General features: G+C 50.5%; 23 protein-coding genes. 15 read left to right on the top strand and 8 right to left on the bottom strand.

Going from position 1 to position 24,715, the window contains the following annotated elements:
• The first annotated feature begins 39 nt into the window (after window positions 1–39).
• Both sodC and F3J37_RS02415 read left to right on the top strand, forming a co-directional pair.
• Entirely contained in the window at window positions 40–558 is a 519-nt protein-coding gene (gene sodC, locus F3J37_RS02420) for a superoxide dismutase family protein (RefSeq protein WP_034821608.1), read from the top strand.
• 134 nt (window positions 559–692) lie between these two features.
• The gene (locus tag F3J37_RS02415) at window positions 693–1,160 is read left to right on the top strand and encodes a hypothetical protein (RefSeq protein WP_034821596.1); all 468 of its coding nucleotides are present in this window, start codon (window positions 693–695) and stop codon (window positions 1,158–1,160) included.
• On the opposite strand, the gene F3J37_RS02410 is transcribed toward F3J37_RS02415, so the two are convergent.
• Genes F3J37_RS02410 through F3J37_RS02400 form a run of 3 tightly spaced genes read right to left on the bottom strand, consistent with a single transcriptional unit; the run spans window position 1,161 to window position 4,269 of the window.
• Window positions 1,161–3,161, bottom strand: a complete 2,001-nt coding sequence (locus F3J37_RS02410; protein WP_166931595.1) for an FUSC family protein — start codon at window positions 3,159–3,161, stop codon at window positions 1,161–1,163. It lies immediately after the preceding gene.
• Window positions 3,162–3,168: 7 nt separating this feature from the next.
• The gene (locus F3J37_RS02405; protein ID WP_058959762.1) at window positions 3,169–4,026 is read right to left on the bottom strand and encodes an efflux RND transporter periplasmic adaptor subunit; all 858 of its coding nucleotides are present in this window, start codon (window positions 4,024–4,026) and stop codon (window positions 3,169–3,171) included.
• A 6-nt stretch (window positions 4,027–4,032) separates the two neighbouring features.
• Window positions 4,033–4,269 carry a DUF1656 domain-containing protein gene (locus F3J37_RS02400; RefSeq protein WP_038647264.1) on the bottom strand — a complete coding sequence of 79 codons (237 nt, stop codon included), beginning with the start codon at window positions 4,267–4,269 and terminating at the stop codon, window positions 4,033–4,035.
• A gap of 152 nt (window positions 4,270–4,421) precedes the next feature.
• Here F3J37_RS02400 and slyA point away from each other — a divergent pair, with 152 nt between their 5' ends.
• Window positions 4,422–4,859: a transcriptional regulator SlyA gene (slyA, locus tag F3J37_RS02395; protein ID WP_034821588.1), complete on the top strand. Its 438-nt coding sequence runs from the start codon at window positions 4,422–4,424 to the stop codon at window positions 4,857–4,859.
• Between the two features lie 41 nt (window positions 4,860–4,900).
• On the opposite strand, the gene slyB is transcribed toward slyA, so the two are convergent.
• Entirely contained in the window at window positions 4,901–5,368 is a 468-nt protein-coding gene (gene slyB / locus F3J37_RS02390) for an outer membrane lipoprotein SlyB (protein WP_034821586.1), read from the bottom strand.
• Between the two features lie 285 nt (window positions 5,369–5,653).
• Here slyB and anmK point away from each other — a divergent pair, with 285 nt between their 5' ends.
• The 5 genes from anmK (at window position 5,654) to pdxY (ending at window position 10,115) form a co-directional block, all read left to right on the top strand.
• Window positions 5,654–6,775 carry an anhydro-N-acetylmuramic acid kinase gene (gene anmK, locus F3J37_RS02385; RefSeq protein ID WP_166931592.1) on the top strand — a complete coding sequence of 374 codons (1,122 nt, stop codon included), beginning with the start codon at window positions 5,654–5,656 and terminating at the stop codon, window positions 6,773–6,775.
• Window positions 6,776–6,785: 10 nt separating this feature from the next.
• On the top strand, window positions 6,786–7,115 hold the full coding sequence (locus tag F3J37_RS02380) for an MliC family protein (protein ID WP_160869826.1): 330 nt from the start codon (window positions 6,786–6,788) through the stop codon (window positions 7,113–7,115).
• 14 nt (window positions 7,116–7,129) lie between these two features.
• Entirely contained in the window at window positions 7,130–7,786 is a 657-nt protein-coding gene (gene pdxH / locus F3J37_RS02375) for a pyridoxamine 5'-phosphate oxidase (protein ID WP_045834198.1), read from the top strand.
• A 139-nt stretch (window positions 7,787–7,925) separates the two neighbouring features.
• Window positions 7,926–9,200 (top strand): tyrosine--tRNA ligase, encoded by a 1,275-nt coding sequence (gene tyrS / locus F3J37_RS02370; protein WP_034821575.1) that lies wholly within the window; start codon window positions 7,926–7,928, stop codon window positions 9,198–9,200.
• Window positions 9,201–9,254: 54 nt separating this feature from the next.
• Window positions 9,255–10,115, top strand: a complete 861-nt coding sequence (gene pdxY / locus F3J37_RS02365; protein WP_166931589.1) for a pyridoxal kinase PdxY — start codon at window positions 9,255–9,257, stop codon at window positions 10,113–10,115.
• Window positions 10,116–10,196: 81 nt separating this feature from the next.
• Here pdxY and gstA read toward each other — a convergent pair whose 3' ends face one another.
• From gstA to dtpA, 3 genes are all read right to left on the bottom strand, one after another.
• Window positions 10,197–10,802 carry a glutathione transferase GstA gene (gene gstA, locus F3J37_RS02360; protein ID WP_182059077.1) on the bottom strand — a complete coding sequence of 202 codons (606 nt, stop codon included), beginning with the start codon at window positions 10,800–10,802 and terminating at the stop codon, window positions 10,197–10,199.
• Between the two features lie 74 nt (window positions 10,803–10,876).
• On the bottom strand, window positions 10,877–11,785 hold the full coding sequence (locus F3J37_RS02355; RefSeq protein ID WP_166931583.1) for a LysR family transcriptional regulator: 909 nt from the start codon (window positions 11,783–11,785) through the stop codon (window positions 10,877–10,879).
• A gap of 156 nt (window positions 11,786–11,941) precedes the next feature.
• Complete coding sequence (gene dtpA, locus F3J37_RS02350) at window positions 11,942–13,450, bottom strand: dipeptide/tripeptide permease DtpA (RefSeq protein ID WP_166931580.1); 1,509 nt, start codon at window positions 13,448–13,450, stop codon at window positions 11,942–11,944.
• Between the two features lie 652 nt (window positions 13,451–14,102).
• On the opposite strand from dtpA, the gene F3J37_RS02345 reads away from it, so the two are divergent.
• Window positions 14,103–14,792: a CTP synthase C-terminal region-related (seleno)protein gene (locus F3J37_RS02345; RefSeq protein WP_166931577.1), complete on the top strand. Its 690-nt coding sequence runs from the start codon at window positions 14,103–14,105 to the stop codon at window positions 14,790–14,792.
• A 32-nt stretch (window positions 14,793–14,824) separates the two neighbouring features.
• On the opposite strand, the gene F3J37_RS02340 is transcribed toward F3J37_RS02345, so the two are convergent.
• Entirely contained in the window at window positions 14,825–15,784 is a 960-nt protein-coding gene (locus F3J37_RS02340) for a zinc-dependent alcohol dehydrogenase family protein (protein ID WP_166931576.1), read from the bottom strand.
• A gap of 1,254 nt (window positions 15,785–17,038) precedes the next feature.
• On the opposite strand from F3J37_RS02340, the gene F3J37_RS02335 reads away from it, so the two are divergent.
• The 6 genes from F3J37_RS02335 (at window position 17,039) to F3J37_RS02310 (ending at window position 24,694) form a co-directional block, all read left to right on the top strand.
• Window positions 17,039–19,561 carry a type VI secretion system Vgr family protein gene (locus tag F3J37_RS02335; protein ID WP_166931574.1) on the top strand — a complete coding sequence of 841 codons (2,523 nt, stop codon included), beginning with the start codon at window positions 17,039–17,041 and terminating at the stop codon, window positions 19,559–19,561.
• Window positions 19,562–19,563: 2 nt separating this feature from the next.
• A complete protein-coding gene (locus F3J37_RS02330; RefSeq protein ID WP_166931572.1) occupies window positions 19,564–21,150 on the top strand; it encodes an esterase/lipase family protein in 1,587 nt (528 codons plus the stop codon).
• Between the two features lie 29 nt (window positions 21,151–21,179).
• Window positions 21,180–22,265 carry a Tli4 family immunity protein gene (locus tag F3J37_RS02325; protein WP_166931570.1) on the top strand — a complete coding sequence of 362 codons (1,086 nt, stop codon included), beginning with the start codon at window positions 21,180–21,182 and terminating at the stop codon, window positions 22,263–22,265.
• A gap of 258 nt (window positions 22,266–22,523) precedes the next feature.
• Window positions 22,524–22,964 carry an inner membrane protein YiaA gene (gene yiaA / locus F3J37_RS02320; RefSeq protein ID WP_160867204.1) on the top strand — a complete coding sequence of 147 codons (441 nt, stop codon included), beginning with the start codon at window positions 22,524–22,526 and terminating at the stop codon, window positions 22,962–22,964.
• A gap of 351 nt (window positions 22,965–23,315) precedes the next feature.
• Window positions 23,316–23,570: a PAAR domain-containing protein gene (locus F3J37_RS02315; protein WP_072226632.1), complete on the top strand. Its 255-nt coding sequence runs from the start codon at window positions 23,316–23,318 to the stop codon at window positions 23,568–23,570.
• A gap of 5 nt (window positions 23,571–23,575) precedes the next feature.
• Window positions 23,576–24,694 (top strand): KPHS_23130 family T6SS system protein, encoded by a 1,119-nt coding sequence (locus F3J37_RS02310; RefSeq protein ID WP_166931568.1) that lies wholly within the window; start codon window positions 23,576–23,578, stop codon window positions 24,692–24,694.
• Window positions 24,695–24,715: the final 21 nt, after the last annotated feature.

The raw sequence follows: 24,715 nt of genomic DNA, 5'->3' as shown, positions 1-24,715 counted from the left end.
GTCCAGGCTTACAGGGCATTTCAACCGTAAGGAGACGTTATGAAAAAAATTCTCATCGCCACACTGGCGCTGGTCTGTGCTGCTGGCGCTCAGGCCGCCTCTGAAGAGGTGACATTGCATGAGGTCACCGCACAGGGTATCGGCGCCGCCATTGGTAAAGTCACTATCAGTGAAACGCCATATGGTTTGCAGTTCGCGCCCGCACTAACCGGCCTGAAACCGGGTATTCACGGCTTCCATGTGCATGCCAAAGGCAGTTGTGAGCCTGGTCAATCGGATGGCAAAACTGTTGCGGCCGGCGCAGCGGGTGGACATCTGGATCCACAAAACACCGGCAAACATCTCGGGCCTTACGCCGACGGTCATCTGGGCGATCTGCCTGCTCTGTATGTCACTGACGATGGCAAGGCCGATTATCCGGTGGTGGCGCCGCGTATAAAATCGCTGAGCGAAGTGAAAGGGAAGGCGTTAATGGTTCATGTGGGTGGCGATAATCATGCAGATCATCCGCAACCGTTAGGGGGAGGCGGTGCCCGATTTGCCTGCGGTGTGATTTAAACTCTCAGGCGGCAGGCAATCTGCCGTCTGCATCTTTTCACTGCCGGAAAAAGTCTGACCCACTTTCCCGCTACACTCCGCACGCTATCCGTCCTATGATGTTGATTCAGGAATAAAACCTCTCAGGGGCAGGAATGAAAACGCGTGGGATTTTGCTGTTATGTGTATTACTCGCGGGATGTGATCAACCCAACGAAACGCAGTTGAGGTTAGACACCAGCCGCCAGTTACAGCGCACCATTGATACCAACCCGCTGCGTGCAAGTTGTGAAGATATCGCTCGCGGACGGGAGTGGCTTACCCCGCACACGCTCGAACAGTTACAGGCACAGGGCTGTCAGAATGTGCTGCGTAGCGCCACCGAAACCAATTTCCTGCACACCGAGTTTTTTCACCGCACGTTAACCACGGTTTGCGGCTCAATCCGGGGGAAAAGTTTCACCGGCACGTTTCTCGATCGTCGCTTTATCTATTCGTATGAGGAGCGATACCTGGTGATTGAGCCGATGACCGAGCAAGACAAAACCCGTTTTGAAGGGCACAAAACCTTGCAGCAGTTGCAGGACGATTTTAACCGCCAGACCACACAATATTGCCAGTAATTAATCCGGCACCGCCTGACTTAACTGTGCTAACGAACAGCGCAGGCGCCATAAAATGCCCGCCAGCGTATTGGCTTCGCTATCAGGCTGCTGCTGCAGTTGCGCAATCATCCCTTCCAGCTCATCCAGCGTGGCCTGCAACGAAGTATGACGCACGCCGCGCAGGCTCATAATCCGTTGCAGATCCTGCAAACTGCTATCGCGCATTTGCGCCAGAGTGGCTGAGGCTGGCCGCCATTCGCGTAATTGCCAGACAATATGAGAACAGTTGAGCAGCACCACGCCCCAGCGCAGTAACCAGACACGCGCCTGTTCATCACGGCTACTACTCAGCTGGCTAATGTGATGGTAGATCTGCGATTCAAAGTGGCTTTCGCTGAGACGTGGATGGCGTCGCAGCTGGTCAAGAAATGCATGGCGTAACGCGCGAATATGCCTGCGGCTACGGCGCGCATCGGAGCTGGGGCGCAGTACCTGAAAAGCCATCCATGCCAGCAGCACGCCACACACTTTGGCCAGATTATCGTTGAGAAAGCTTTGGTAATCCCAGTCTGGCGGGTTGGTGACGGCAATAAATGAACCCATAAACACAATAAATTGTCCCCACATCCCCGCGCGTTTTTTCTGCTGCAGCTTAAACAGTTGCAAGGTGATCAGCAGCGGAAACAGCACCAGCAGAAATTGCCACAGGGCGCTGATTTGTACCATCAAACCGTATTGCAGCAGAAAACTAAACACCGACAGCCATAGCAGGGTTTTCAGCAACAGTGACACGCTGCCGCTGGGGGAGGGAGCGGAAGAGTAGAGCACGCAGGCAATCGCCGTCAGCGTCAGGGCTGCCGCACCCGCATCCCATTGTGTGCCAATCCAGAAAGCGCAGCCCAGCAAGATCACGCTGAAGGTGCGCAACGCACTCCAGCCGGCTTCAGCGCTGTCGCTTTCACGTGCCAGAGAGGGCACTTTTGGCGGTTGAAAGCGCGTATCGGCGTCTGCGCGCTCAATCAAACGTATCCAGCGATTAACGTTGAGGTAAACCCAGCAGAAATAACGTAAACGCTGAACAAACGCGCGCTGACGATAATCGCCGGTGGCGTCCGGTGTTACACTACGCAGTATGCGCGCCAGACGATATTTATCACACTGCGGCAATGCGAGTTCGTGTAACAACTGTTGAATGGCGGTGTAGAGTTCCGGTGGTGCGTCGGGCCAGTTAAGCAGCATGCGGCGCAGGCTGGAGAGAACGCTGGTCAGGCGCAACTGCTGGTGCAAAACATAGTTAAGCACGTTGTTCTGACGGCGATAGCGGTAATGGCTCCAGAAGGCCTGAATACGCAGCAAGTTCATAGTGAGAATCTGGCTGATGACATTCTCATGCGCGGTGCGCACGTTATCAGTACTGCTTTGTTGCAGCAGTAAAACTGCATGGTCGAGCAGACGGGCGTGCATCTGCCGCAGTGAAGTCATCAAGGTGTTGCCATCTGATGTACTGGGCAAAACCATCATCATCAGTCCGGCACATAAAATGCCTGAAATCACCTCGCAAACGCGCGCCTGAGTGATATCCCACAATTGGGTCACATCGGTAATATTGACGCTGCTAAAGGCAATGATCGCTGCGGTGTACCCGGCCAGAGAGAATGCGTAGGCGACATTGTTTTGATAGTGGTTGGCGATCCAGGTACAAAACGCCAGCCAGCCGGCCATAAAAAAGGCAAATAGCCAGGGTTCGTTGAGCGTATGCCCGGCAATCAGCAGCGCGGCGGTGGCACCGAGCAGACTGCCGACAATACGCCCCAGACTTTTACTGATCGCACCGCCGACGGTGGGAAAACTCACCACGGCGGCGGAGGTCATCGCCCAATAGGGTTCATCCAGTTGCAGCGCATAGGCGATGGTGAGCGCCAGACACATCGCAATCGCATTACGCAAGGCATAGCGCCATTCGCCGCCGGTTGCTTTAATCCACGGCAGATTTTGCCAGGCCAGCCACTGCAGATTCATGACGGCCTCAATGTGCGATGGAAATCGTACAGGTGGTGCCCGCCACGAGCGGAACATCATCAGGGATCGCATCCAAACGAATGCGTACCGGCACACGCTGTGCCAGGCGCACCCAAGGCACGTTGGGTTTGATGTCTGGCACTAAACCGCCATCGGTTGAAACGCTCTGATCGTAAATAGCGCGCCCGATACTCTCCACTTTTCCCTGTAAGCGAGTGCCATTACTGTAGAGTACGATTTGCGCGTCGGCGCCGGGCTGAATGTGACGCAGTTTGGTCTCTTCGAAATAGCCCATTACATAATAGGAGTGGCTATCCACCAGGGCGAACAACGGTGTTCCGGCGGTGGCGTAGTTGCCGGGACGCAGCGTCAGGTTGCTGATCCAACCGTCGGTGGGCGCGGTAAGGGTGGTTTGTTGCAGATTCCAGCGCGCCTGATCCAGACTCGCCTGTGCCGCTTTAGCCGTTGCTGCTGCGGCGTTCGCTGTCAGTCGTGCGGCATCCATATCTTCTGCTGAGATCACATTACGTGGCAGGCTGGCACGGCGATTGGCTTCGTGTTGGGCTTTGGCCAAATCGGATTGCGCCTTCGCCAGTTGGGCATCTGCATTATCCAGCGCAATTTGCCAGGGCACGGGATCGATCTTTAAAAGGATGTCCCCTTTATGCACAAACTGGTTGTCATGCACCTTGAGATCAATGATGCGGCCAGACACTTCCGGTGTGATATCCACCAGCTCAGCGCGCACTTTGCCATCACGTGTCCACGGTGACTGCATGTAGTAGTTCCACATCCACCAGCCGGCAATCAGGGCCAGGGCAAACACCACCAGTGTTGAAAAGTATTTAAAAGGGTTGAATTTCATGGTGATTTATCCGAGGCTCAGTATCCACAGTGCGCCAGTGACGCACAGAACAAACAGGGAAAGATCCATTAAGGTGGGATGCCAGATGTCGCCGGAGTACATCCAGCCGCGCAGCAACGGGTGAATCAGTAACCAGAAAAAGAAACCCAGCAGCACAGCTTTAAACAGCGGCGGAAAGAACAGCGAGGCACCAAATACCAGGTCGGTAAGCGGAGCGGTGGCGGAAAGTGCGGTAATGGACACGTGTCTTCATCCTTCATTGTCCCAGGTTCTCTCTCAAACTAGCGTAGAAGAGAGCGTGCCGTCTGGCCTGGGATTTGTAATTTGTCCTGTAAACTCGCAGAATAGTGTAAAATCTGGCTTGATAGCTAGCAAGCTAATTATAAGGAGATGAAATGGATACGCCCCTCGGTACAGACCTGTCTCGGCTGGTACGCATCTGGCGTGCCTTGATTGACCAGCGTTTGAAGCCGCTTGAGTTGACACAAACGCATTGGGTGACGTTACACAATATTCATCAACTTCCGCCAGAGCAGTCGCAGATCCAGCTGGCCAAAGCCATTGGTATTGAACAACCTTCGCTGGTGCGTACGCTGGATCAGTTGGAAGAGAAGGGACTCATCACGCGTGCCACCTGTGCTAACGACCGTCGTGCCAAACGCATTAAGTTGACGAAGCAGGCCGAGCCGATTATCGAGCAGGTTGAAAATGTGATTGATGCGACCCGCGATGACATCCTTTCGGGCATCAGCCTCGAAGAGATTAATCAAATGGTCACGCTGATTGCTCGACTGGAAAAAAACATTCTCGAGTTCCAAAACCGCGAGAAATAAAAAAACCGACGCGCTGGCGTCGGTTTTTTTTATCTGTTCGCTTAACGTGGTGAAACGGTCACCTGGCTGCCATTCGACGCCATGACGACGCGCTGACCCACTGAGTAACGGGTTGCGGCCTGCTTCTGCACCACCATAATGGTGTTGCCATCGTCTTTACGGATTTCCAGCTCAACACCGTCAGACTTGTTGACCGCACCCTGCACGCCCTGGCCTGCTACGCCGCCAAGTACCGCACCGCCTGCTGTGGCCAGGCTACGACCGGTGCCGCCACCAATGGTGTTACCGAGGAAACCACCCAGCACCGCACCACCAATCGCGCCAATCACGTTATTTTCATCGCCACCCTGGATTTTAACCGGGCGAACCGACACCAGAGTACCGTATGAGACACTTTGTACTTGTTTGGCTTCATTGGCGCTATACACATCACCGGAAAGGGTGTCATTGCTGACACAACCTGCCAGCGTCAGGCCGGTCAGTGCCACGGCTACAAAACGCTTAATCATCAGAAAGCTCCTTAATGCAAAAAAACGCCATGTTCTCGTCCTCTACAGCAAGAGTATAAGACAGAAAGCTGGCAATTGACTCTATGTCCAAATATTACGCGGCTGAGGCGAAGGATAGACCATTGCCCCTCAACAAAAATTCAATTTCGTGCTGAAAATATTTTATCGCTGAAATGCCATGTGCGGTGCGGTTGAAAAGCGGAATTTTATCATAGAATTAGCCGCTGATATTTGCCAGGCTAAACAGAATCAAATTGAAGACTCGCGCGTGAGTAAGGAACCGCTATGAAATCAGGACGCTATATTGGTGTGATGTCCGGCACCAGCCTCGACGGTGTCGATGTGGTACTGGCGGTGATTGATAATCATATGGTCGCGCAGCAGGCCAGCTATTGTCACCCGATGCCGCAGGAGATTCGGCAACAGGTGCTGGCAATCTGTCAGGGGCAATCGTTGACGCTGTCGCAACTCGGCCAACTGGATACACGGCTGGGCAAGCTATTTGCCGAAGCGGTGTTAACGCTAATGCAGCAGCAATCGCTGGAAGCCAGCGACATCATGGCAATAGGTTGTCATGGTCAGACCGTGTGGCATGAGCCGCAGAGCGACGCCCCGAATACGCTACAGATTGGGGACAGCAATCAAATCGCCGCCGCCACGGGAATTACCGTGGTGGCCGATTTTCGTCGTCGCGACATGGCCTTAGGCGGACAAGGCGCGCCACTGGTTCCCGCGTTCCATCAGGCGCTGTTGATGGACAGCGTTGAACGGCGCATGGTGCTCAACATTGGCGGTATTGCCAATCTGTCGTTATTGATCCCCGGTCAGCCTGTGCGTGGCTTTGATACCGGGCCTGGCAATATGTTGATTGATGCCTGGATTTGGCGTCATAAGGGCGTGCCCTATGATAAGGATGCTAGCTGGGCGCGCAGTGGTCAGGTGGTGCCTGCACTGCTGGAGGAAATGCTCAACGACCCCTGGTTCGCGCTGCCACCACCGAAAAGTACCGGTCGTGAATACTTCAATCTCGGCTGGGTTGAACGTCAATTACAGCGTTTCCCGGCGCTGGCACCGCAGGATGTGCAGGCCACACTCAGCGAACTCACCGCATTGACCATTGCTCAACAAGTTCAGCTCAATGATGGCTGCGATCGCCTGCTGGTGTGTGGTGGCGGCAGTCGCAACCCATTGCTGATGGCGCGGCTGGCGGCCCATTTGCCGGGTACAGAAGTGGGGACGACGGATGACGCCGGGATCAGTGGTGATGATATGGAAGCGTTGGCCTTCGCCTGGCTGGCGTTTCGCACCTTGTCCGGTTTGCCAGGCAATTTGCCTGCCGTCACCGGTGCACGGGAAATGAGTGTATTGGGCGCCATTTATCCGGCGAATGCCCGATTGACACATTAAGGAGTGAAAGATGAAAAAAATCGTTATTCTGTTGAGCTGTGTCGTCGCGATGAGTGGCTGCGGCATGATGCACAAAGAGCAGCCTACACCACAGACATTGCGCTATCAGTGCGGCACGTTACCGTTAACGGTGACACTGGACAATCCGAAGCAGCAGGTGAGCTTTATTCTGGATGGTAAACCGCTCACCTTAACGCAAACCGTATCGGCTTCCGGCGCGCGCTACAGCGACGGCACTTATGTCTTCTGGTCGAAAGGCAATGGCGCTTTTGTTGAGCGTAATGACAAAATCGTGATTAATGACTGTGAATTGCAAAATGCGGATACGTCCGCCCAGTAACGAAGAGAATCAGCATGAGCGACAGTGACAGCTTGCAAAACATTGCCCATTTACGTCGTGAGTACACTCGCGGCGGGCTTAGACGTAACGATCTGCCAGACAATCCGCTGGCGTTGTTTGAACACTGGCTCAAGCAGGCGTGCGATGCCCAACTGCCCGATCCCACGGCGATGACCGTCGCCACTGTGGACAGCAGCGGCCAGCCTTATCAGCGTATTGTGTTGCTGAAGCATTACGATGAACAAGGCATGGTGTTTTACACCAATCTGGGCAGCCGCAAAGCGCTGCAACTGGCGGACAATCCGCGCATCTCGCTGCATTTCCCATGGCACTTTCTTGAACGCCAGGTGATGGTATTGGGTGAAGTGGAAAAACTGTCGCCACTGGAAGTGCTGAAATACTTTAGCAGCCGCCCACGGGATAGCCAGATCGGTGCCTGGGTGTCAAAGCAATCAAGCCGTATTTCGGCGCGTGGTGTGCTGGAAGGCAAGTTCCTTGAACTTAAGCAAAAATTCCAGCAAGGCGAAGTGCCTTTACCCAGTTTCTGGGGCGGATATCGCGTCAAATTCCATACCGTGGAGTTCTGGCAGGGCGGCGAACATCGCCTGCACGACCGCTTCCTCTACCAACGTGAAGGCAACGGCTGGACGATTGACCGTTTAGCGCCGTAAAACTGCGTTTTACCCCCTTTCAACGCTGGCGCAGTTGGCGTCAGCGCTTTATGCTATAGCCCTCATTTTTTTCGTATCCGCATCTCAGCGGAAAGCTGTGTACCAGCCTAGGTGCAGTCTGATCAATTTGGAGTCAGTGATGACCAGCAGTAACCTGATACAACAATTGCAAGAAAGGGGCTTAGTCGCCCAGGTAACGGACGAGGAAGCGTTAGCAGAGCGACTGGCGCAAGGGCCAATTGCACTCTATTGCGGCTTCGATCCGACCGCTGATAGCTTGCATTTGGGCCATCTGGTGCCGCTGCTCTGCCTGAAACGTTTTCAGGACGCCGGACACAAGCCGGTCGCGCTGGTGGGTGGTGCCACCGGTCTGATTGGCGATCCCAGCTTTAAAGCAGCAGAACGTAAACTTAACACCGCGGATACCGTGGGCGAATGGGTTGAGAAGATCCGCAACCAGGTTGCGCCTTTCCTCAGCTTCGACTGCGGCGATAATAGTGCTATCGCAGCGAACAACTACGACTGGTTTGGCGGCATGAACGTGCTGACTTTCCTGCGTGACATCGGTAAGCACTTCTCGGTGAACCAGATGATCAACCGCGAAGCGGTGAAGCAGCGTCTGAACCGTGAAGATCAGGGGATTTCTTACACCGAGTTCTCCTACAACCTGCTGCAGGGTTACGACTTTGCGGAGCTGAACAAGCGTCACGATGTGGTGCTGCAGATTGGCGGTTCTGACCAGTGGGGCAACATCACGTCAGGTATCGATCTGACGCGTCGTCTGCATCAGCAGCAGGCGTGGGGCTTGACCGTTCCGCTGATCACCAAATCTGATGGCACCAAATTCGGTAAAACCGAAGGTGGCGCAGTGTGGCTCGATGCGAAGAAAACCAGCCCATACAAGTTCTACCAGTTCTGGATTAACACTGCTGACTCAGACGTGTATCGCTTCCTGAAGTTCTTCACCTTTATGAGCATTGAAGAGATCAATGCGCTGGAAGAAGAAGACAAGAACAGCGGTAAAGCGCCACGCGCCCAATACGTGCTGGCAGAGCAGGTAACACGTCTGGTGCACGGTGAAGCCGGTCTGACGGCCGCTAAGCGTATTACCGACAGCCTGTTCTCAGGCAGCCTGACCGAGATGACCGAAGCGGACTTCGAGCAGTTAGCACAGGACGGTATGCCAGTGATTAACCTGAAAGCGGAAGACGATCTGCAGCAGGCGCTGGTGGCGGCTGAACTGGTGCCATCTCGTGGCCAGGCGCGTACCATGATCGGTTCCAACGCCGTTTCTCTCAACGGTGAAAAACAATCTGACGCCGAATATCGTTTCAGCGACAGCGACAAACTGTTTGGTCGCTTCACGCTGTTGCGTCGCGGTAAAAAGCACTACTGCCTGATTAACTGGCAGTAAGGTTCGAGGGCCGGTTTCCGGCCCTTTTTTATGGCAAGGCAGTACAGGGCAATAATGAAAAATATCCTCGCAATCCAGTCTCATGTGGTTTACGGCCACGCCGGAAACAGCGCCGCCGAATTCCCCATGCGCCGTATGGGCGCAAACGTTTGGCCGTTAAACACCGTACAGTTTTCTAATCACACGCAATACGGTCACTGGACCGGTACTGTGATGCCCGCTACGCATCTCACCGACATCGTCAAAGGCATCGCGGCGATTGACCGTCTGAAGACCTGTGATGCGGTGCTGAGCGGCTATTTAGGGTCTGCTGAGCAGGGCGAGCAGATTCTGGAAATCGTGCGTCAGGTGAAAGCCGCTAACCCCAACGCCTGGTTCTTCTGCGATCCGGTGATGGGCCATCCCGAGAAGGGCTGCATTGTGGCGCCTGGCGTCGCGGAGTTCCATTGCAAGATGGCGATGCCAGCCAGCGATATCATCGCGCCGAACCTGCTGGAGCTGGAAATGCTCAGCGGCCACGAAGTGGCGAATGTTGAGCAGGCGGTAGTGGCGGCACGCGCGTTAGTGGCGCAAGGGCCGAAAGTGGTGCTGGTGAAACATCTGGCGCGTGCCGGACGTCGCAGCGATCGCTTTGAGATGCTGCTGGTCACCGCTGACGAGTGCTGGCATATCAGCCGTCCGCTGGTGGATTTCGGGGTTCGTCAGCCGGTGGGCGTGGGCGATCTCACCAGTGGTTTGCTGCTGGTCGATCTGCTGCACGGCAAATCGTTACAGGATGCACTGGAACACGTGACCGCTGCAGTGTATGAAGTGATGCTGAAAACTCACGAGATGGGCGAGTACGAATTGCAACTGGTGGCAGCGCAGGATGCAATTGCACAACCGACTCAGCACTTTGCTGCTGAGAGGCTGTAACGGCTGCGAAATCTGCAGGCGACCACCCGGTGGCCTGCAGACACGAGGCAAAACAGGCGCACAGGGTGCGCTTGAATCGGCTTAAACCAAACCTTCCGCTTTCAATGCTGCCTGCACCGCAGGGCGCTCCGCCACGCGATCAAACCAAGCTTCAAGTGCCGTTAACCCGCTCAAATCCAGCTTGATGGCTTTTGCCCAACGCGTGACCACAAACAGGTAGACATCGGCCACGGTGAAACGCAGTCCCATCAGCCACTGCTTATCCTGCAGCGCTTCATTCACCGCCTGATATTTTTTCTCTAACTGCGCCCGCACAATCACTTTGTACTCTTCCGGCGTGTCCGGACGGAACAGCGGCGAGAAGGTTTTATGCAGTTCACTGCTGACAAAGCTCAACCATTCAAGGGTGTGGTAGCGCGTCAGGCTGCCGGTCGGTGCCAGTAAATTGCGATCCGGCTTCAGATCCGCCAGATACTGCACAATGGCAACGCCTTCGGTTAACAAGCTGCCGTCATCAAACTGCAGCGCCGGAACTTGTCCTTTGGGGTTAATTTGCCAGTAATCTTCTCCCTGCTCGGTGACCTTTTTCTGCAGATCGACATTGACCTGGGTAAAGTCCAGCCCGCATTCACGCGCAACAATATGCGGTGACAACGAACAGGCACCGGGTTTGCAATAGAGTTTCATCATGGCTTCTCCTGGAAGTGTGGTTGTGATCGAATTAGCATAAATCTGCGAAAATTTTTTACCAGTGACCGCGATCAGGAATTACGGTCCGCTTTAAACTTTCCCTGCGTAAAACAAGGTAGCGCAGGCAATTGTTCCAGCGCATAGTCCCAGAACTGCCGCACCTTAGGCGTCATGTTTTTAACCCGCTGTGTGACCAGTTGTACCGGCAAGGGGGCAGGCTCCCACTCGGGTAATAAACGGATCAGTTTGCCATCACGAATATCATCCAGCACCTGGTACGACAGCAAACGTCCAATCCCCTGGCCTCCACGCAGCGTTTCCAACTGGCTTTCAATATCGTTTACGCGCAGACGAGGCAAAATGCGCACGCGTAAATCCTGTGCAAAGCGCCATTCGCGTGTGTGACGCAAACTGGTGATCACCGTATGTTGCTGCAGCTCTGCCGGATGGGCGGGAGCACCCGCAAGCCGAAGATATTCCGGGCTCGCCACCAACGTCGAACGCACGCTGCCTACTTTGCGTGCCACCATTGAAGAATCCTGTAATTCGCCAATGCGCAGCGCGATATCCAACCCGTTCTCAATGAGATCCTGATAGCTGTCACTCAGCACCACTTCGATTTGCATCTCGGGATGTTGCTGCAAGAATGCATTCACCAGCGGCATGATATGGCGGCGGCCGAAAGGCACGGGTGCGGTGATGCGCAGCAGCCCCTGCAGGCCACTGTGATGCGCGCTATCGAGCGCGTGCTGATAATCACCTAATATTTGCTGAGCCCGTTCGAACAGCTGCCAGCCCGCTTCTGTGGGCGCCATTTGACGAGTGGTGCGTTCAATCAGGGTCGTGCCCAACCGGGACTCGAGGGCATTCAATGTGCGGGTAATAACGGGAGGGGAGCGCTGTAAAAAACGTGCAGCACTGGCCAGGCTGCCTTGCTGAATCACCGCAACAAATACCTGAAGTTCTTCAAATCTATCCATGATGATTCCAGCACGTTTAACAGGAAGCCGTCATCATGCGGGGAAGTGGATAAAAAGCGAAGCTTTGGCAGCAGGAAACGTTAAAGCGGTGGAAAGAAATGAGTAACAGGAAATAAAAAAGCCGGACGTTTGCCCGGCTTATTCACATCACCTTCATTACTGATTGGCGTTAGCGCTTTTCAGTTCAGGCTGTGAAGCATCACTCTGCGTCATGCGGTTCAGCAGTGGCGCGGTGATCAGCATCAGGATAGCGATCACACCGGTCGCAATACCAATCTGCTGGAACACTTGGCTGTAAACTTCCAGTGAAGCATGCGGATCGGTCACATCATTCGGTACGGCCATCAGATTCGCCACTTTACCGGCAATCATTGCAGCACCCGCCGTGGTCAGGAACCAGGAACCCATGATGAAGCCCATCAGACGCTGTGGGACTAACTGCGCCACCATTGCCAGGCCAAGACCGGAAATCATCAGTTCGCCCACACTCTGCAGTGCATAGCTGATGATCAACCAGTTCACAGACACAATACCGGCATCGTTAGCGAACTTGGCACCAAATGGCAGCACCAGGAACGCAGCAGAGCACAGCACCATACCAATCGCGAACTTGTGTGGCATAGGCAGTTTGTCGCCCAGCTTGTTGTAAACCGCTGCCAGAATTGGGCTGGCCAGCATGATCCAGAACGGGTTCAGTGCCTGGAACTGTTCAGGTTCGAAGGTAATACCCAGAATGGCATGCTCAACGTTACGAATAGCGAAGAAGTTCAGTGAGGTTGGCATCTGCATATACAGCACGAAGAACACAATCGCTTCGAGCATCAGCAGGAAGGCGACGATCATTTTACGGCGTGCTGCACCCTGCAGGGCAAAGGCTTCTTTCGCGAACACCAGCACGATGCCGATGGCGATCACGCCCAGCGACATACGCGCAATGCTTTGGTGATGCAGCAACCAGGCGGCAATGGCAACCAGCGCCACCACACCTACCAGCGTCATCAGCAATTTGCTGACATTCAGTGGCGCAAAGTCCGGTTTAGAACCGTAGTTTTTCACCAGGCGCTGGCAGAACAGGAAGTTCAGTAAGGTAATCACCAGACCCACTACGGAGAGCGAGAACGCTGCGCCCCAGCCGTAATGTGCAGCCAACCACGGTGTCAGCATCATCGAGAACAGAGAACCGATGTTGATCGACATATAGAACATGGTGAACGCACCGTCGATGCGCGGATCATCTTTCTCGTAGCAGGTAGACAGCAGAGAAGAAGGGTTGGCTTTAAACAAGCCACTACCCACGGCGATAGTCGCCATACCGACGTACACCATCGCAGTGTCATGACCTGAGAAAGCGATCAGTGCATAACCGAGCGCCAGCACGATCACGCCGAGCACAATCACGCGTTTGGTACCCAATACTTTATCGCCCAGCCAGCCGCCAATCGCGACCATGCCGTAAACCAGGGCGCTGAACGAGGTGAACAGGGTAATGGAGTCCGCTTCGGACATGCCCAGCTGTTTCACCAGGTAAACGGCCATGATGGCTTGCAGACCGTAGTAGCCGAAACGCTCCCACAGTTCGATGGAGAAGATCAGATAAAACGCTTTCGGTTGCTTGAACGCGTTGAGGCTTACTGCCTCGTCAGTGTGTTTGTTTGCAGTTGACACATGTACCTCAGTTTATACATAGCCTGTTTTACGACAGGAATTAAGTCTGCGTCGGGCTGAGTAATCCCGCGCAACATTGTTATTAGAAAGGAAAAACGGCGCCTAATTTGGCTGAATCAGGCCAACAGGGCAAGCATTTTTTGCACGCTGAAATACTTGTAACAGGTAGGGTTAATGCCGTTATAAGAAGTTGTAAATCAGTGTTAAATATTGCTGTGTGCCATTATATCAGAATAATCGTGCTAACTGGAGATCTCAGGGATCATTTTCCTGATATAAACCGCTTAAGACGCATTTTGCAGAACATAACGCTATAGATGATAATTTATACCAATATAAAGACCGCACGTGCGCACTTACTGAGCACAATTGTTTGATTGTTGAGCGTAATAGGCTGGCTAAAGTTTCCAAATGGCTAATTTGTTGATCCTGCGCACAAAATTACGAATTAATTAAAACCGTAAAAGAAGTAAACGATTGCGTAGTCAACATCCGTCGAGTTAATCACCACAAAGAGGAATGTTTAGCCGTATAAAAAGCAGGCTATAACCAAAATGCGCGCAAACGAAAGTGAGTAATATCGCGCTGAAATGCGCTTAGACAGGTCGTGATGTTTGCTGTAACCTCGTTTTTTCCCTAAAAGGACGTAGCCATGACGCAGTCAGTTCGTGTCGCCCTTGTTGGCGATTTCCGTGCCAATGCCGTTGCACATCAAGCCATTCCTCCTGCTGTACAGTTTGCCGCAAAATTCCTTTCGCTCGACGTCACCGCCGACTGGATCGCCACTCCCGACATCCATCAACACAACTGGAACGATTACGATGCCATTTGGGTCGTGCCAGGTAGCCCGTATCTCAACGACGAAGGTGTCTTTGCGACGATCCGCTGGGCGCGTGAAAACCACAAACCGTTCCTCGGTTCGTGTGGCGGTTTCCAGTATGCGGTGGTGGAGTACGCACGTAATGTACTGGGTTGGGAAGATGCCGGGCATGCGGAAACGGATGAAGGTGGGCGCTGGGTGATTGCGCCGCTGGCCTGTTCGCTGGTGGAACAGCGTGGCACGGTGACTTTCCAACCGGGCTCACGGATTGCGCAAGCTTACGGCGCGCTGGAAAGTGATGAAGGGTATCACTGCAATTTCGGCGTGAACCCGGAATTCAGTGACGCGCTGGCCACTAATAATCTAAAGATTACTTCATGGGATTTGGATCGTGACGTACGCGGTGTTGAACTGACCGATCATCCGTTCTTTGTCGCGACGCTGTTCCAGTCAGAACGGGCGGCGCTGCAAAATCGGCTATCCCCGCTGGTGGTCGCCTGGCTGCAGGCTGCGGCTAAATAATCGATTGAACAGAGAGGCTGCTTAGCCTCTCTTTACTCGTCCAGACACAGCAGAGGTTTGCGCGTGCGACCCGACTGGTGATAACTCTCAATAGCCGCGCGCCACTCGCTCATTGGGAAAATTTCCACCTCACCACACTCGCTGTCGCGCAGCAACGGCCAGAGTTCTATGAAAAGCTGCTGCCACGGTGCCGCGCCAATATCGCCCAAGGTGTGCCGCACATGAAACCAGTGCAGCACCGGGCGGGTAGCATTCACTTTTACTGGCGTGCCGCTCAATACTCCATAAGCCACAAACTGTGCGTGCTCAGCTAGCGTTCGCCAGATCAACTGCCCCACATCGCCGCCGACAGCATCAAACACGATATCGGTTTGCGCACTCACTGTTTTAATCGCATCCCGCGCAGTCTCCTGCAACGCAGTCAGGCCGAGGGCGTGCAACTTTTCTGCATGTGTTGACGAGCGATACACCATCACCACACGTCGTGCACCGTGCAGCTTAGCCCACTGGGCCAGCAACAGTGCGCAGGCGGAACCACCGGCAGTGACCAGGACATTTTTACCGCTGACCGGCCATTGCTGTAGCATCAGCAAAGCGGCCAGCGGATTGATATAGGCGCGCGCGGCCAGCGTACTCGTAATATCCTCTGGTACCGGAATAGCGAGCTGTGGATAGATATCCACATAACGTTGCCAGCAGCCCACGCCACGCAGTGGTAACACGCGTTGCCCCACTAAATGTGAGTAAGCAGAGGGCGCGGAGATCACGGTGCCCACGCCTTCGTAGCCAGCGACCTGTGGCGGTGCGACACGATGACGATAAGCACCGGTAATCGGGATCAGATCAGATGCGTTCACTGGCGCATAGTGCATTTGCACGCGAAGCAGGTCAGCGGAACAAGAGGATAAAGAGGAGGATTCCAGCGTCAGTACATCAACAGGATCGCCAAACTGCCGATACCAGAGCGCGAGATTGCGATCCGTTATCGGCATGGACTCAGACTTCGGTTTTGGCGTCGAATTAGGATGGTGAAGTCCTAAATAACCATTATTTAATGTCATGAGGTTTTAGCTTAAGGACGATTTCTTATAATTCTACATGACCACTTTTGCTTTTTTCCATTAATAGCAACCCGCTAATGCAATGGATTATATCCTTTCGGTTAAAGCCCAGATCTGCCGGCATCTCTGATAGAGAGGAAAATGTGTCCCAAACTGAGTGCTATTTGTGAAACAGAGATAGCGGTGGCGCTTTCACCGCACCCTCAACCTCGGCAATGTGTACCGGGCGCAACGATCACGGCAATCGCCCCTCCAAAATAATCCCTCGGAGAAAGTTGTTATGTTTGCTTACTGGTTTGTCCTCATTTGAATGAAGTGACCGCCTGAGAATAAATTTTCTCAAAAATTTTTTTCAGATATTTCTGGCTAAATTATGAGTCATCTAACAATGACTTAAAGCCAAATCTAAGAATTTCCTTATATAAATCAGCAATAAGAGAACGTGTCAGGCTGTTGCTTTAGGTCCATTGATTACTTTATATTCGTGCACGGACTTACAGGAAAAGTCGGGTCTTAATGCTTTTCTCCACTATTTATACGATTGAATCATAAGCGTGGGTTATCAAACTGGGGCTTTGAAAGTCCGTTCCAATTTACGCCAGTGCCTGCACACCGCAGGGGCGCATAAGTCAATCGAGCTTCCTCTCTCGTTCATAAGGAGAACGCAAGGGTGGTGAAGGTTAACCCTGTGATGCACGACATCAAGGGCACTTATAAAAAGAAGCGCAACTACCTGAAGCAGATTGAATTGCGCAGCGAATAAAAACCTGGACTTACAAGGATGTCAAAATCATTCATTCCAATTCATTGCACGAACGCGCCTTCGCGTAAGCCCGTGTGGGTGGTTCACTGTCCGCTTTTTCAGAGGTTCGCCTGCGCGCAGATACGCCTCTGAAAAATACACCGATTTACAGATGCCTCAGACCTTATAGGCCTCGGTTAACGGCCAGGGGCGGTAGCGTGCCTGAAACAGAGTGAGAATTTATCAAATTTAGTAGTCGCAGCAGCCGTATGACAATCACTGGGGGGCGGTTTTTCCCTATGGAAAAGCATGCGATATCGGTGACGTTAATCCCTGATAGCTTGACAAAGAAGTAATTATCGGCAATCAAGAAATAAAAATATTACTGACGTTATTCTCTCTGCAATTAGTGGGAGACATAACAATTCGTCATCAAGGAGAGAATGACAATGATCCCCTCTGGCCTAATAGAAAAAACAGCATCGGTAATTTCCTCTACGCTCAATCGATATTCTTTATTGATTCCAGCCTGCAATTCACCGATTGATGTGGAAAATCTTACGGGCATGGAAGCGCTGAGCGAGAACTACCTTTACAGCGTGATGTTCACCAGCCCGGATAATGACATTTCACCAGACCGGATGCTGCGCAAAGCGGTGACGCTGATTATGGGCATTGGACCTCTGCAGAAATTCGAATCGCAGAAGATTGTTCACGGCTACATCACCGACTTCCGGCGTCTGACGGGTTCCGCAGACCAGGTCAGCTATCTTGTTATTATTGAACCCCGCTTCTCGCTTCTGGATAAACAATTCCGCTCACACCGCTTCTTTGTGAATAAATCCGTTCCGGAAGTTGTCAGTCAGATACTGGATGAGCATGGTTTTCAGGGGTGGGAATATGAATTCAGCCTGAAGCATGACTACCCCAAAAGAGAGCAGATTAACCAGTATCAGGAAAGTGACCTGAAGTTTGTACAGCGTCTGTTGTCTGAAATCGGCATTTTCTATCACTTCACACTTCAGCCCGATACGCAGACTGAGGTCATCCGTTTTGGTGACGCGCAGAGCGCTTATTCCGATCAGAAGTCGCTGCCGCTGAACAGCCCGTCAGGTCTTGAAGACAATGCTCAGGAATCTGTCTGGAACCTGAATCTGACCCATAACGTGGTTGAAGCGGGTGTGACAACAAAGGATTACAACCACCGTGAGGCACAGCGCGTGCTGCGGTCGGTGAAGGCCGATATGACGCGGGGTGATGGCGACAACATCTCTTACGGGGAGGTTTATCACTATCGTCCCCGCCATCCTTACAGCGGCGATAAGTTTGCTCCGGAGACCGAGACCGCAAACATTTATGCCCGTCTCGATCATGAACGTTTTCTTGCCCGGCAGACGCTGATATCCGGTATTTGCAACGATACTTTTATCGGCCCCGGACATGTTTTATCTGTTACCGAAACAGGCATACCCACGCTGCCTGCACAGTTGCAGAGTCCCGTTTTAATCACCCAAATCAATGTCAGTGCGAGCCGACGTTCGGCCTTCCAGGCAACGCTGAATGCTGTGCCTTACAGTGAGACGCTTTGCTGGCGCCCCGCACTGCCTGCTCGTCCTAAAGTCAGCGGTACCATGACGGCGCGCGTGACCAGTGCGAAAGACAACGACATCTATGCCTGGCAGGATGCATCCGGGTTATACCGAGTGGTGTTTGATGCGGACGAGGAGGGTAGAGAGCGCGGCCTGGAAAGCATGCCCGTTCGCCTCGCGAAACCTTACGGTGGAGATATGTACGGCTTCCACTTCCCGCTGATACAGGGGACGGAGGTGGCAATAGCGTTTCGTGAGGGTGACCCGGACCAGCCGTATATTGCTCATGCGCTACATGATTCTCGTCATGTTGATCACGTCACCGAGAAAAACAGCACCCGCAATGTTATCCGTACGGCAGGGCTGAATAAACTGCGTATGGAGGATAAGCGTGGTGAGGAGCATATCAAGCTCAGCACGGAGTATGGGGGCAAGACGCAGCTGAATCTGGGGCACAATGTCGATGCGCGGCGTGAACTTCGTGGCGAAGGAGCAGAGCTACGGACTGATAATCATATCGCTATCCGTGGTGGCAAAGGCGTGTTTATCACTGCGGATATTCAGCCTCAGGCACATGGGAAGATGTTGTCGATGCAAGATGCTCTTAGCGAACTTCAAAAGGCGCAGCAGTTAACTGAGTCCTTGCGAAGTGCAGCAGAGATGGCAAAAGCCGAATTGGCGGATTTACAAACCCAGAAGTCGCTTTTGAGTGATGCCATCACCGATCTTAGGCAGTCTGCGTTACTACTCTCAGCGCCTGGTGGCATCGCGCAGGCCACGACTAAAAGCCTGCAACTGTCAGCAGGTGAAAACCTCATTGCAACCAGCGGTAAAAACACTGACTTCAGCGTAATGAAAGCTTTTACGGTGGCAGCGGGCGAAAGAATCAGCCTGTTTGCACAAAAGCTGGGACTGAAGTTACCAGCGGCTAAGGGGAAAGTCGAAATTCAGTCTCAGAGTGATGAGATGTTGCTGGACGCATTCCAGGATGTACGTATCAGTAGTAGCGAAGGTAAAGTTATCATACGTGCAAAACAGGATATTTTGCTGGTAGGTAGCGGTGGTGCTTATCTGAGAATAGGAGACGGTGAAGTAGAGAGCGGTGCCCCGGATAAAATTATTCAGCGCGCAGCGGTATGGCAAAAATTCGGTGGTCAAAGCGCAAGCGAAATGTTTAGTTCCTGGCAACAGGGTAATTATGAACTCAACACGCAACTCATCCGGGCAGGAACTAAAGAAGCGGTAAAAAGTCATCAGGGGAATGTGATTAGTGATCTCGGGAAGACATTAGCTACTTCAGATGGTGCAGGAAAAATAGCTCATCAAAACTTTCCTGACATTACCAGCATCAATTTAAACTTGAACAAGGAGCGTTAGTTATGTCTCAGGAAAAAACGATACCAAAAATTGAGCCGACATTTGATGAGGATGGTAATGCTTGTTATCAGTTGTTTAGTACGCCTAAAGAAAAAAACATTTTACAGCAATGTGTCGTGTATCCAGATCGGGTTATTCCAGTCATTTTTATACCGGGTGTAATGGGCAGCAATTTGAGAAATAACGATAAGCAAGCAAGAAATATCTGGCGGCTAGATAGTAAAAAAGAACTTGTTTTGTACTGGTTTGGTGAAAATGCGAAAACGCGAAGAAAAAAGTTGGATCCAAAAAAGACAACTGTGGATGACGGTGGAAAAATAGATGATAAAAAAGAACCCTTTTTACTTAAAACTCGCCGGGAACGTGGGTGGGGAACAGTAGGTTATGAAAGTTATGGTACTTTTCTTGACTGGCTGCAAAACACTCTCAATGACTTTGAAAATGGTCATTCTAATGAGCGCACTAATCTGCTTAAAACCGCGCTTGAACTAGAAGTGGGTGATACATCAGTTAGTAAGGAAGAGGTAGATTTGACTTTCCGTTACCTCTTTCCTGTCTTTGCTATGGGGTATAATTGGCTCCAGTCTAACGCCGTTTCAGCTGTTGCGTTGAACAAATACATTGATGAAAAAATCCAGTTCTATCGGCTAAAAGGACGGCAGTGCGAGAAGGTTATTTTGATTACCCACTCTATGGGGGGGCTTGTTGCTCGGCACTATACACAAATCCTCGGAGGAGAAAATAAGGTACTTGGCGTGATACATGGCGTGATGCCAGCATTGGGAGCCGCAGCCACTTATCGCAGAATGAAGGCTGGGACAGAAAACGGTGCAGGTAACGTTAAAGGCTGGGGAGTTGCGAAAGTATTGGGCTCAGATGCTGAAACTATGACCGCTGTACTCTCTCAGGCTCCCGGACCTCTGCAATTGTTGCCGGGGAGAGAATATGGCCTAGGCTGGTTAAAGATAATAGACGACAAAACAATATATGCACTTCCAAACGAATGTCCCTATAGCGAAATTTATCTTAAACAGGACCAGTGGTGGGGACTGTGCGAGGATCAGTTTATTAATCCCGGTAAAAGCTTTAGTCAGGCAGACCGGGATAGGGACTGGAGAACGTTTGAAAAAATATTACAACGTGAAGTTATGCCTTTTATTGAGGATCTCTCTGGAAAGTTTCACCATAACACCTGGTCCTTCTACAGTGCAGATGAGTCATACAAATCCTATGGAGATGTTAGCTGGCAGGCAAGTACTCCACAGATTGAAGCATGGCTTAATAGGAACCGCCAGCGTGATGGGCTGACTGGTCGTGCTGTGAATAAAACAGAAATGTCAGACAAGAGAAATGTTGCCTCTTCCCTGTCCGGTAGCGGCTGGGCAAAAGGTATTCATCAGACTTACAAGTTGTTGCCTGCAGAAGAGGCGGGAGACGGTACTGTACCCGTGCGCTCAGGGCGCATCAATGAACACTCATTACAAGCACGGTTTCAGGTTTCAGTCGAACATGAACCAGCCTTCCAGAACTTACTGGCACAACAGTTTACACTACGTGCTCTAGTGAAAATCGTTCAGAAAATACAATAAATCACACTGAGGCAAGAATGAGAATCAAAATGGTCACCGCCACTTTGCTTGTATTGGGTGTTGGTATTATTAGATGGTACGGATATAGCTGGTGGTCACCAAGAGTAAATTTAACCTCAGAGGAGCGTAAAAACGTGATACATTTTTTACAGGAAGGAACTACCCGATGTATCGGGCGTTATTTGATTGACCTGCCGGAAACATTCATTATTAAGCCTGACGATGTATTGGTGTTTATTGATGGATCACAATTAGTATACAAACGGATCTATCGTCCAGCGTTCGAAAACAAAATCCGCTTAAGAGAGGCTGAACTATCAGCTACGAAAACCTTGAAGCCAGTGGATATGCCTTATCTCAAAGAAGTTTATTCTTTACCTGATGGTATGGAGGGGGTGATATTTGAACGAAATGAGAGTACCCAAATTGTTGACGCTTCACGTATCCTTGAAGCTCACCTTTACACTAATGGTGTTGCTGTTGAAATCACCATTGAAGCTGATAATGGATTATCGTCGCGTTATGATGAAGAACGTAAACAAACACCTGAAATCTATGGAAATACTGTTCCTAATAAACTGGTTGAGATAACAGATTTGCTAAGGCGTATTTCCGGTAAGCAAGAGAACGAAATACCAAATGAATCTGGATTCTGTCTGCCAGAATTGTTTATAAAGGATGGAATAACTAAGCCAAATGAGGAGATTAGTGCTAACTACATCTCTCAAAAATACCCTGAAGTTAGATTTTTTTTTGATAGCGATAACTACAGTGACTCTGATGATTCTCTGCTGGAGAGAAGTGCCATGATGGAGCGCAACATCAAGCGAGCCGAAGGCAATACGATCGCCAGTGGACCCCGTAACATCAATGGATTGTATGCAGAACAGTGGCTGGCAAAGGGATTGCTTAGTGACACCTACGGTGAAAAAGCCCTGCGATTTGTCATTAATATCAATGAAAAAACGGCATCGCCCAAGCATCCAATGTTATCTCTGACGTTCCTGCAGCAGGGCCTTGAGGGCGAGGGACGTCTTACAGAGGCCGAAGCTGTAAGTATCTGGCAGCAGATTACCGACACTATCCGTATCCGCCCAAATGCGATAGCAAAATAGCCTGCTTTACCTAATCATTAGTACAACCGCATGACATATAAGTTGTTTTATGTACTGAGTGCTGCCTGTCTATTGCCAGGCATTCTCCCATGCAATGTCAACCACCTATTCAATCCGAATATTTTTACTGTTTTTAGTCAACGGCTGTTTGAAAAATGCGCACAGGGCGCAATGCCCTGGTGCATTGGTCTGAATTTAATTCCGGCGGCAGGTCTTTTTAACATTTTAACTTATTTTCAATAAATTAAAGGAAATCCTATGAAAACGCAGAATATCCCTGTTTCACCCGCATTTATCGCTATTTCCTGGATTGCCATGATCGGCGGCAGTGTGGTTTATTTGGCCGGTTTGTGGCAGGCAGGGATGGAGCTAAATGAAAAAGGCTACTATTTTTCTGTGCTGATTCTTGCGCTGTTTGCTGCGGTTTCATTGCAAAAAACGGTTCGCGATCGCCAGGAAAATATCCCCACAACTCGCCTTTACTACGGAGTGTGCCTACTGGCATTTGGTCTTTCAGTTGCGCTGCTGGTTATCGGATTGGTGAATGCAACACTGATGCCTAGCGAAAAAGGGTTTTACGGTGTGTCATTCTTCATGGCGCTATTTGGTGCAGTAGCCGTGCAGAAGAATACCCGTGATAACCAATTCACAGAACAAGGGATACCGGTTAATAATAACGTTGAGAATACTTTGGAGTAATGGCTGTCGGGCGGTGATGCGCCCGATTCGAATTATACCATTAAAGATTGCTCATATTTATTTAACCCATTGCACCTTCTGTTGAGAGCATGCTCATTTAATAGGGTGTTCAATTATGATTAATAGGAATGCCGCAGTTTAAATTTCATGCGATAACGTTTTTGTATATGATCGATATAGTGAGTCTATAAGTTTAAACTAGTAATCCTTTGGTTGTTATTAAGCAGTAAAGTATGTTTCGCGGTTATTATTTATTATTTTAAGCTATTAAATTTTGAAATTTATTGATTTATTGATTTATTGATTTCCTTTAATGATGTATCTCACCATTTAAAATAGGAGGAAAAGTATATGCCAGCACTGACTTGCTTAGGCGATGCAACAACACACGGCGGTAAGGTTATATCAGCCACATCAACCATGTATGTCGAAGGTGTACAAGTGGCATTAGTAGGAGATAGCGTTTCATGCCCACTGCATGGTTCTAACCACATTCAGCAGGGCGATCCTACAGTGTTTGATAATGGCGTTCAGGTGGTTGTTCACGACTGCGTATGTGAATGTGGTTGCAAAGTTATCAGCTTTCGAAATGAGATGGTAGATTAAATAAAATGAATTGGCCAATTCCAGATATCCCACCAAAAAAAATCTTGAAGAAACCATCCATTAAATTCTTGTCGATTGTTTTTATTCTTTTGATTTGCTTAGGTGCATTAACTTCAATTTTTCTGCTGAAAGTTCATGATTACAGAGATATAATAATCAATGGTTTGCTACCTTCAGGGTTGATATGGCTATGTCTCGTGGGAATTATTTGGTTTCGCTATGATCAATCTTCCAATGCCGCTATATTATGGGGTATTCAGACTCAACTTACCAAATCTCATTGGCAGCGTTGGGCTATGTGGCAAAGGCCGATTATAGCAAATATAATCTTGTGTCCTGAAAAAAATGGAAGCGAAGCTTTAATTGGAGATCCTTCTAATATTCCAGCATATCCGGTTAAATGCAGGCATCTACACCACGATTTTTTAAATTTAAGCTCTAAGTTTATTTTTTTAGATGAAAATCTGGAAAGACAATGCCCTGGTTATCGAAATAGTCTTTATGACATCATTTTACTCAAAACAGAAAAGCATGATGCATCTCACATTTCTGAGGCTGTATTTAAACAATGGGATATTGTCCCTAATATTGTATCTGTGACTGACCAATACTTTTCAGGTTCTGAATTCTGTTCGATTAAAGAAATGGCACTGATTATTACCTTACAGGATTGGCCTAACTCTGTTGAATGTGGATATAGTGAATTCATTAACGCAAGTCTTATATGTTCATCAGAAATGATCAAGAGTGATTCATTTCTTGTCAAAGCAGGTGTAGGGAGATTTTTGCATTCAAACTCTCTGACGAAATCACTTGATACTCTGACAGAGTATAACAGGTTGGAGGCTTCAGAAATGAAGCATGTATGGCTTTCGGGAGTTGAGGAGGCTGATAAGATTACAATCGTACGCTATGCTGAAGAAAAAAAATGGGCACTTCCTTCTCGATATCCATTTTTGGTTGTTAATCATTCATTTGGCCCGCCAGGACCACTATCCTTTCCTGTTTCTATTTCATTATTAGTTGATGCTGCAATTAGAACGGGAGAAACTCAATTATTAATATCAGGTGGCAAGGATAAAGCCTATTCATTTTGTCTGATTACAAGGAAGTTGTTTTTATGACATCAACAGCTTCGCCGGTCA

This window comes from Candidatus Pantoea communis, from assembly GCF_011752685.1.
Classification (GTDB): Bacteria; Pseudomonadota; Gammaproteobacteria; order Enterobacterales; family Enterobacteriaceae; genus Pantoea; species Pantoea communis.
This window is presented reverse-complemented; position numbering and strand designations above follow the sequence as displayed.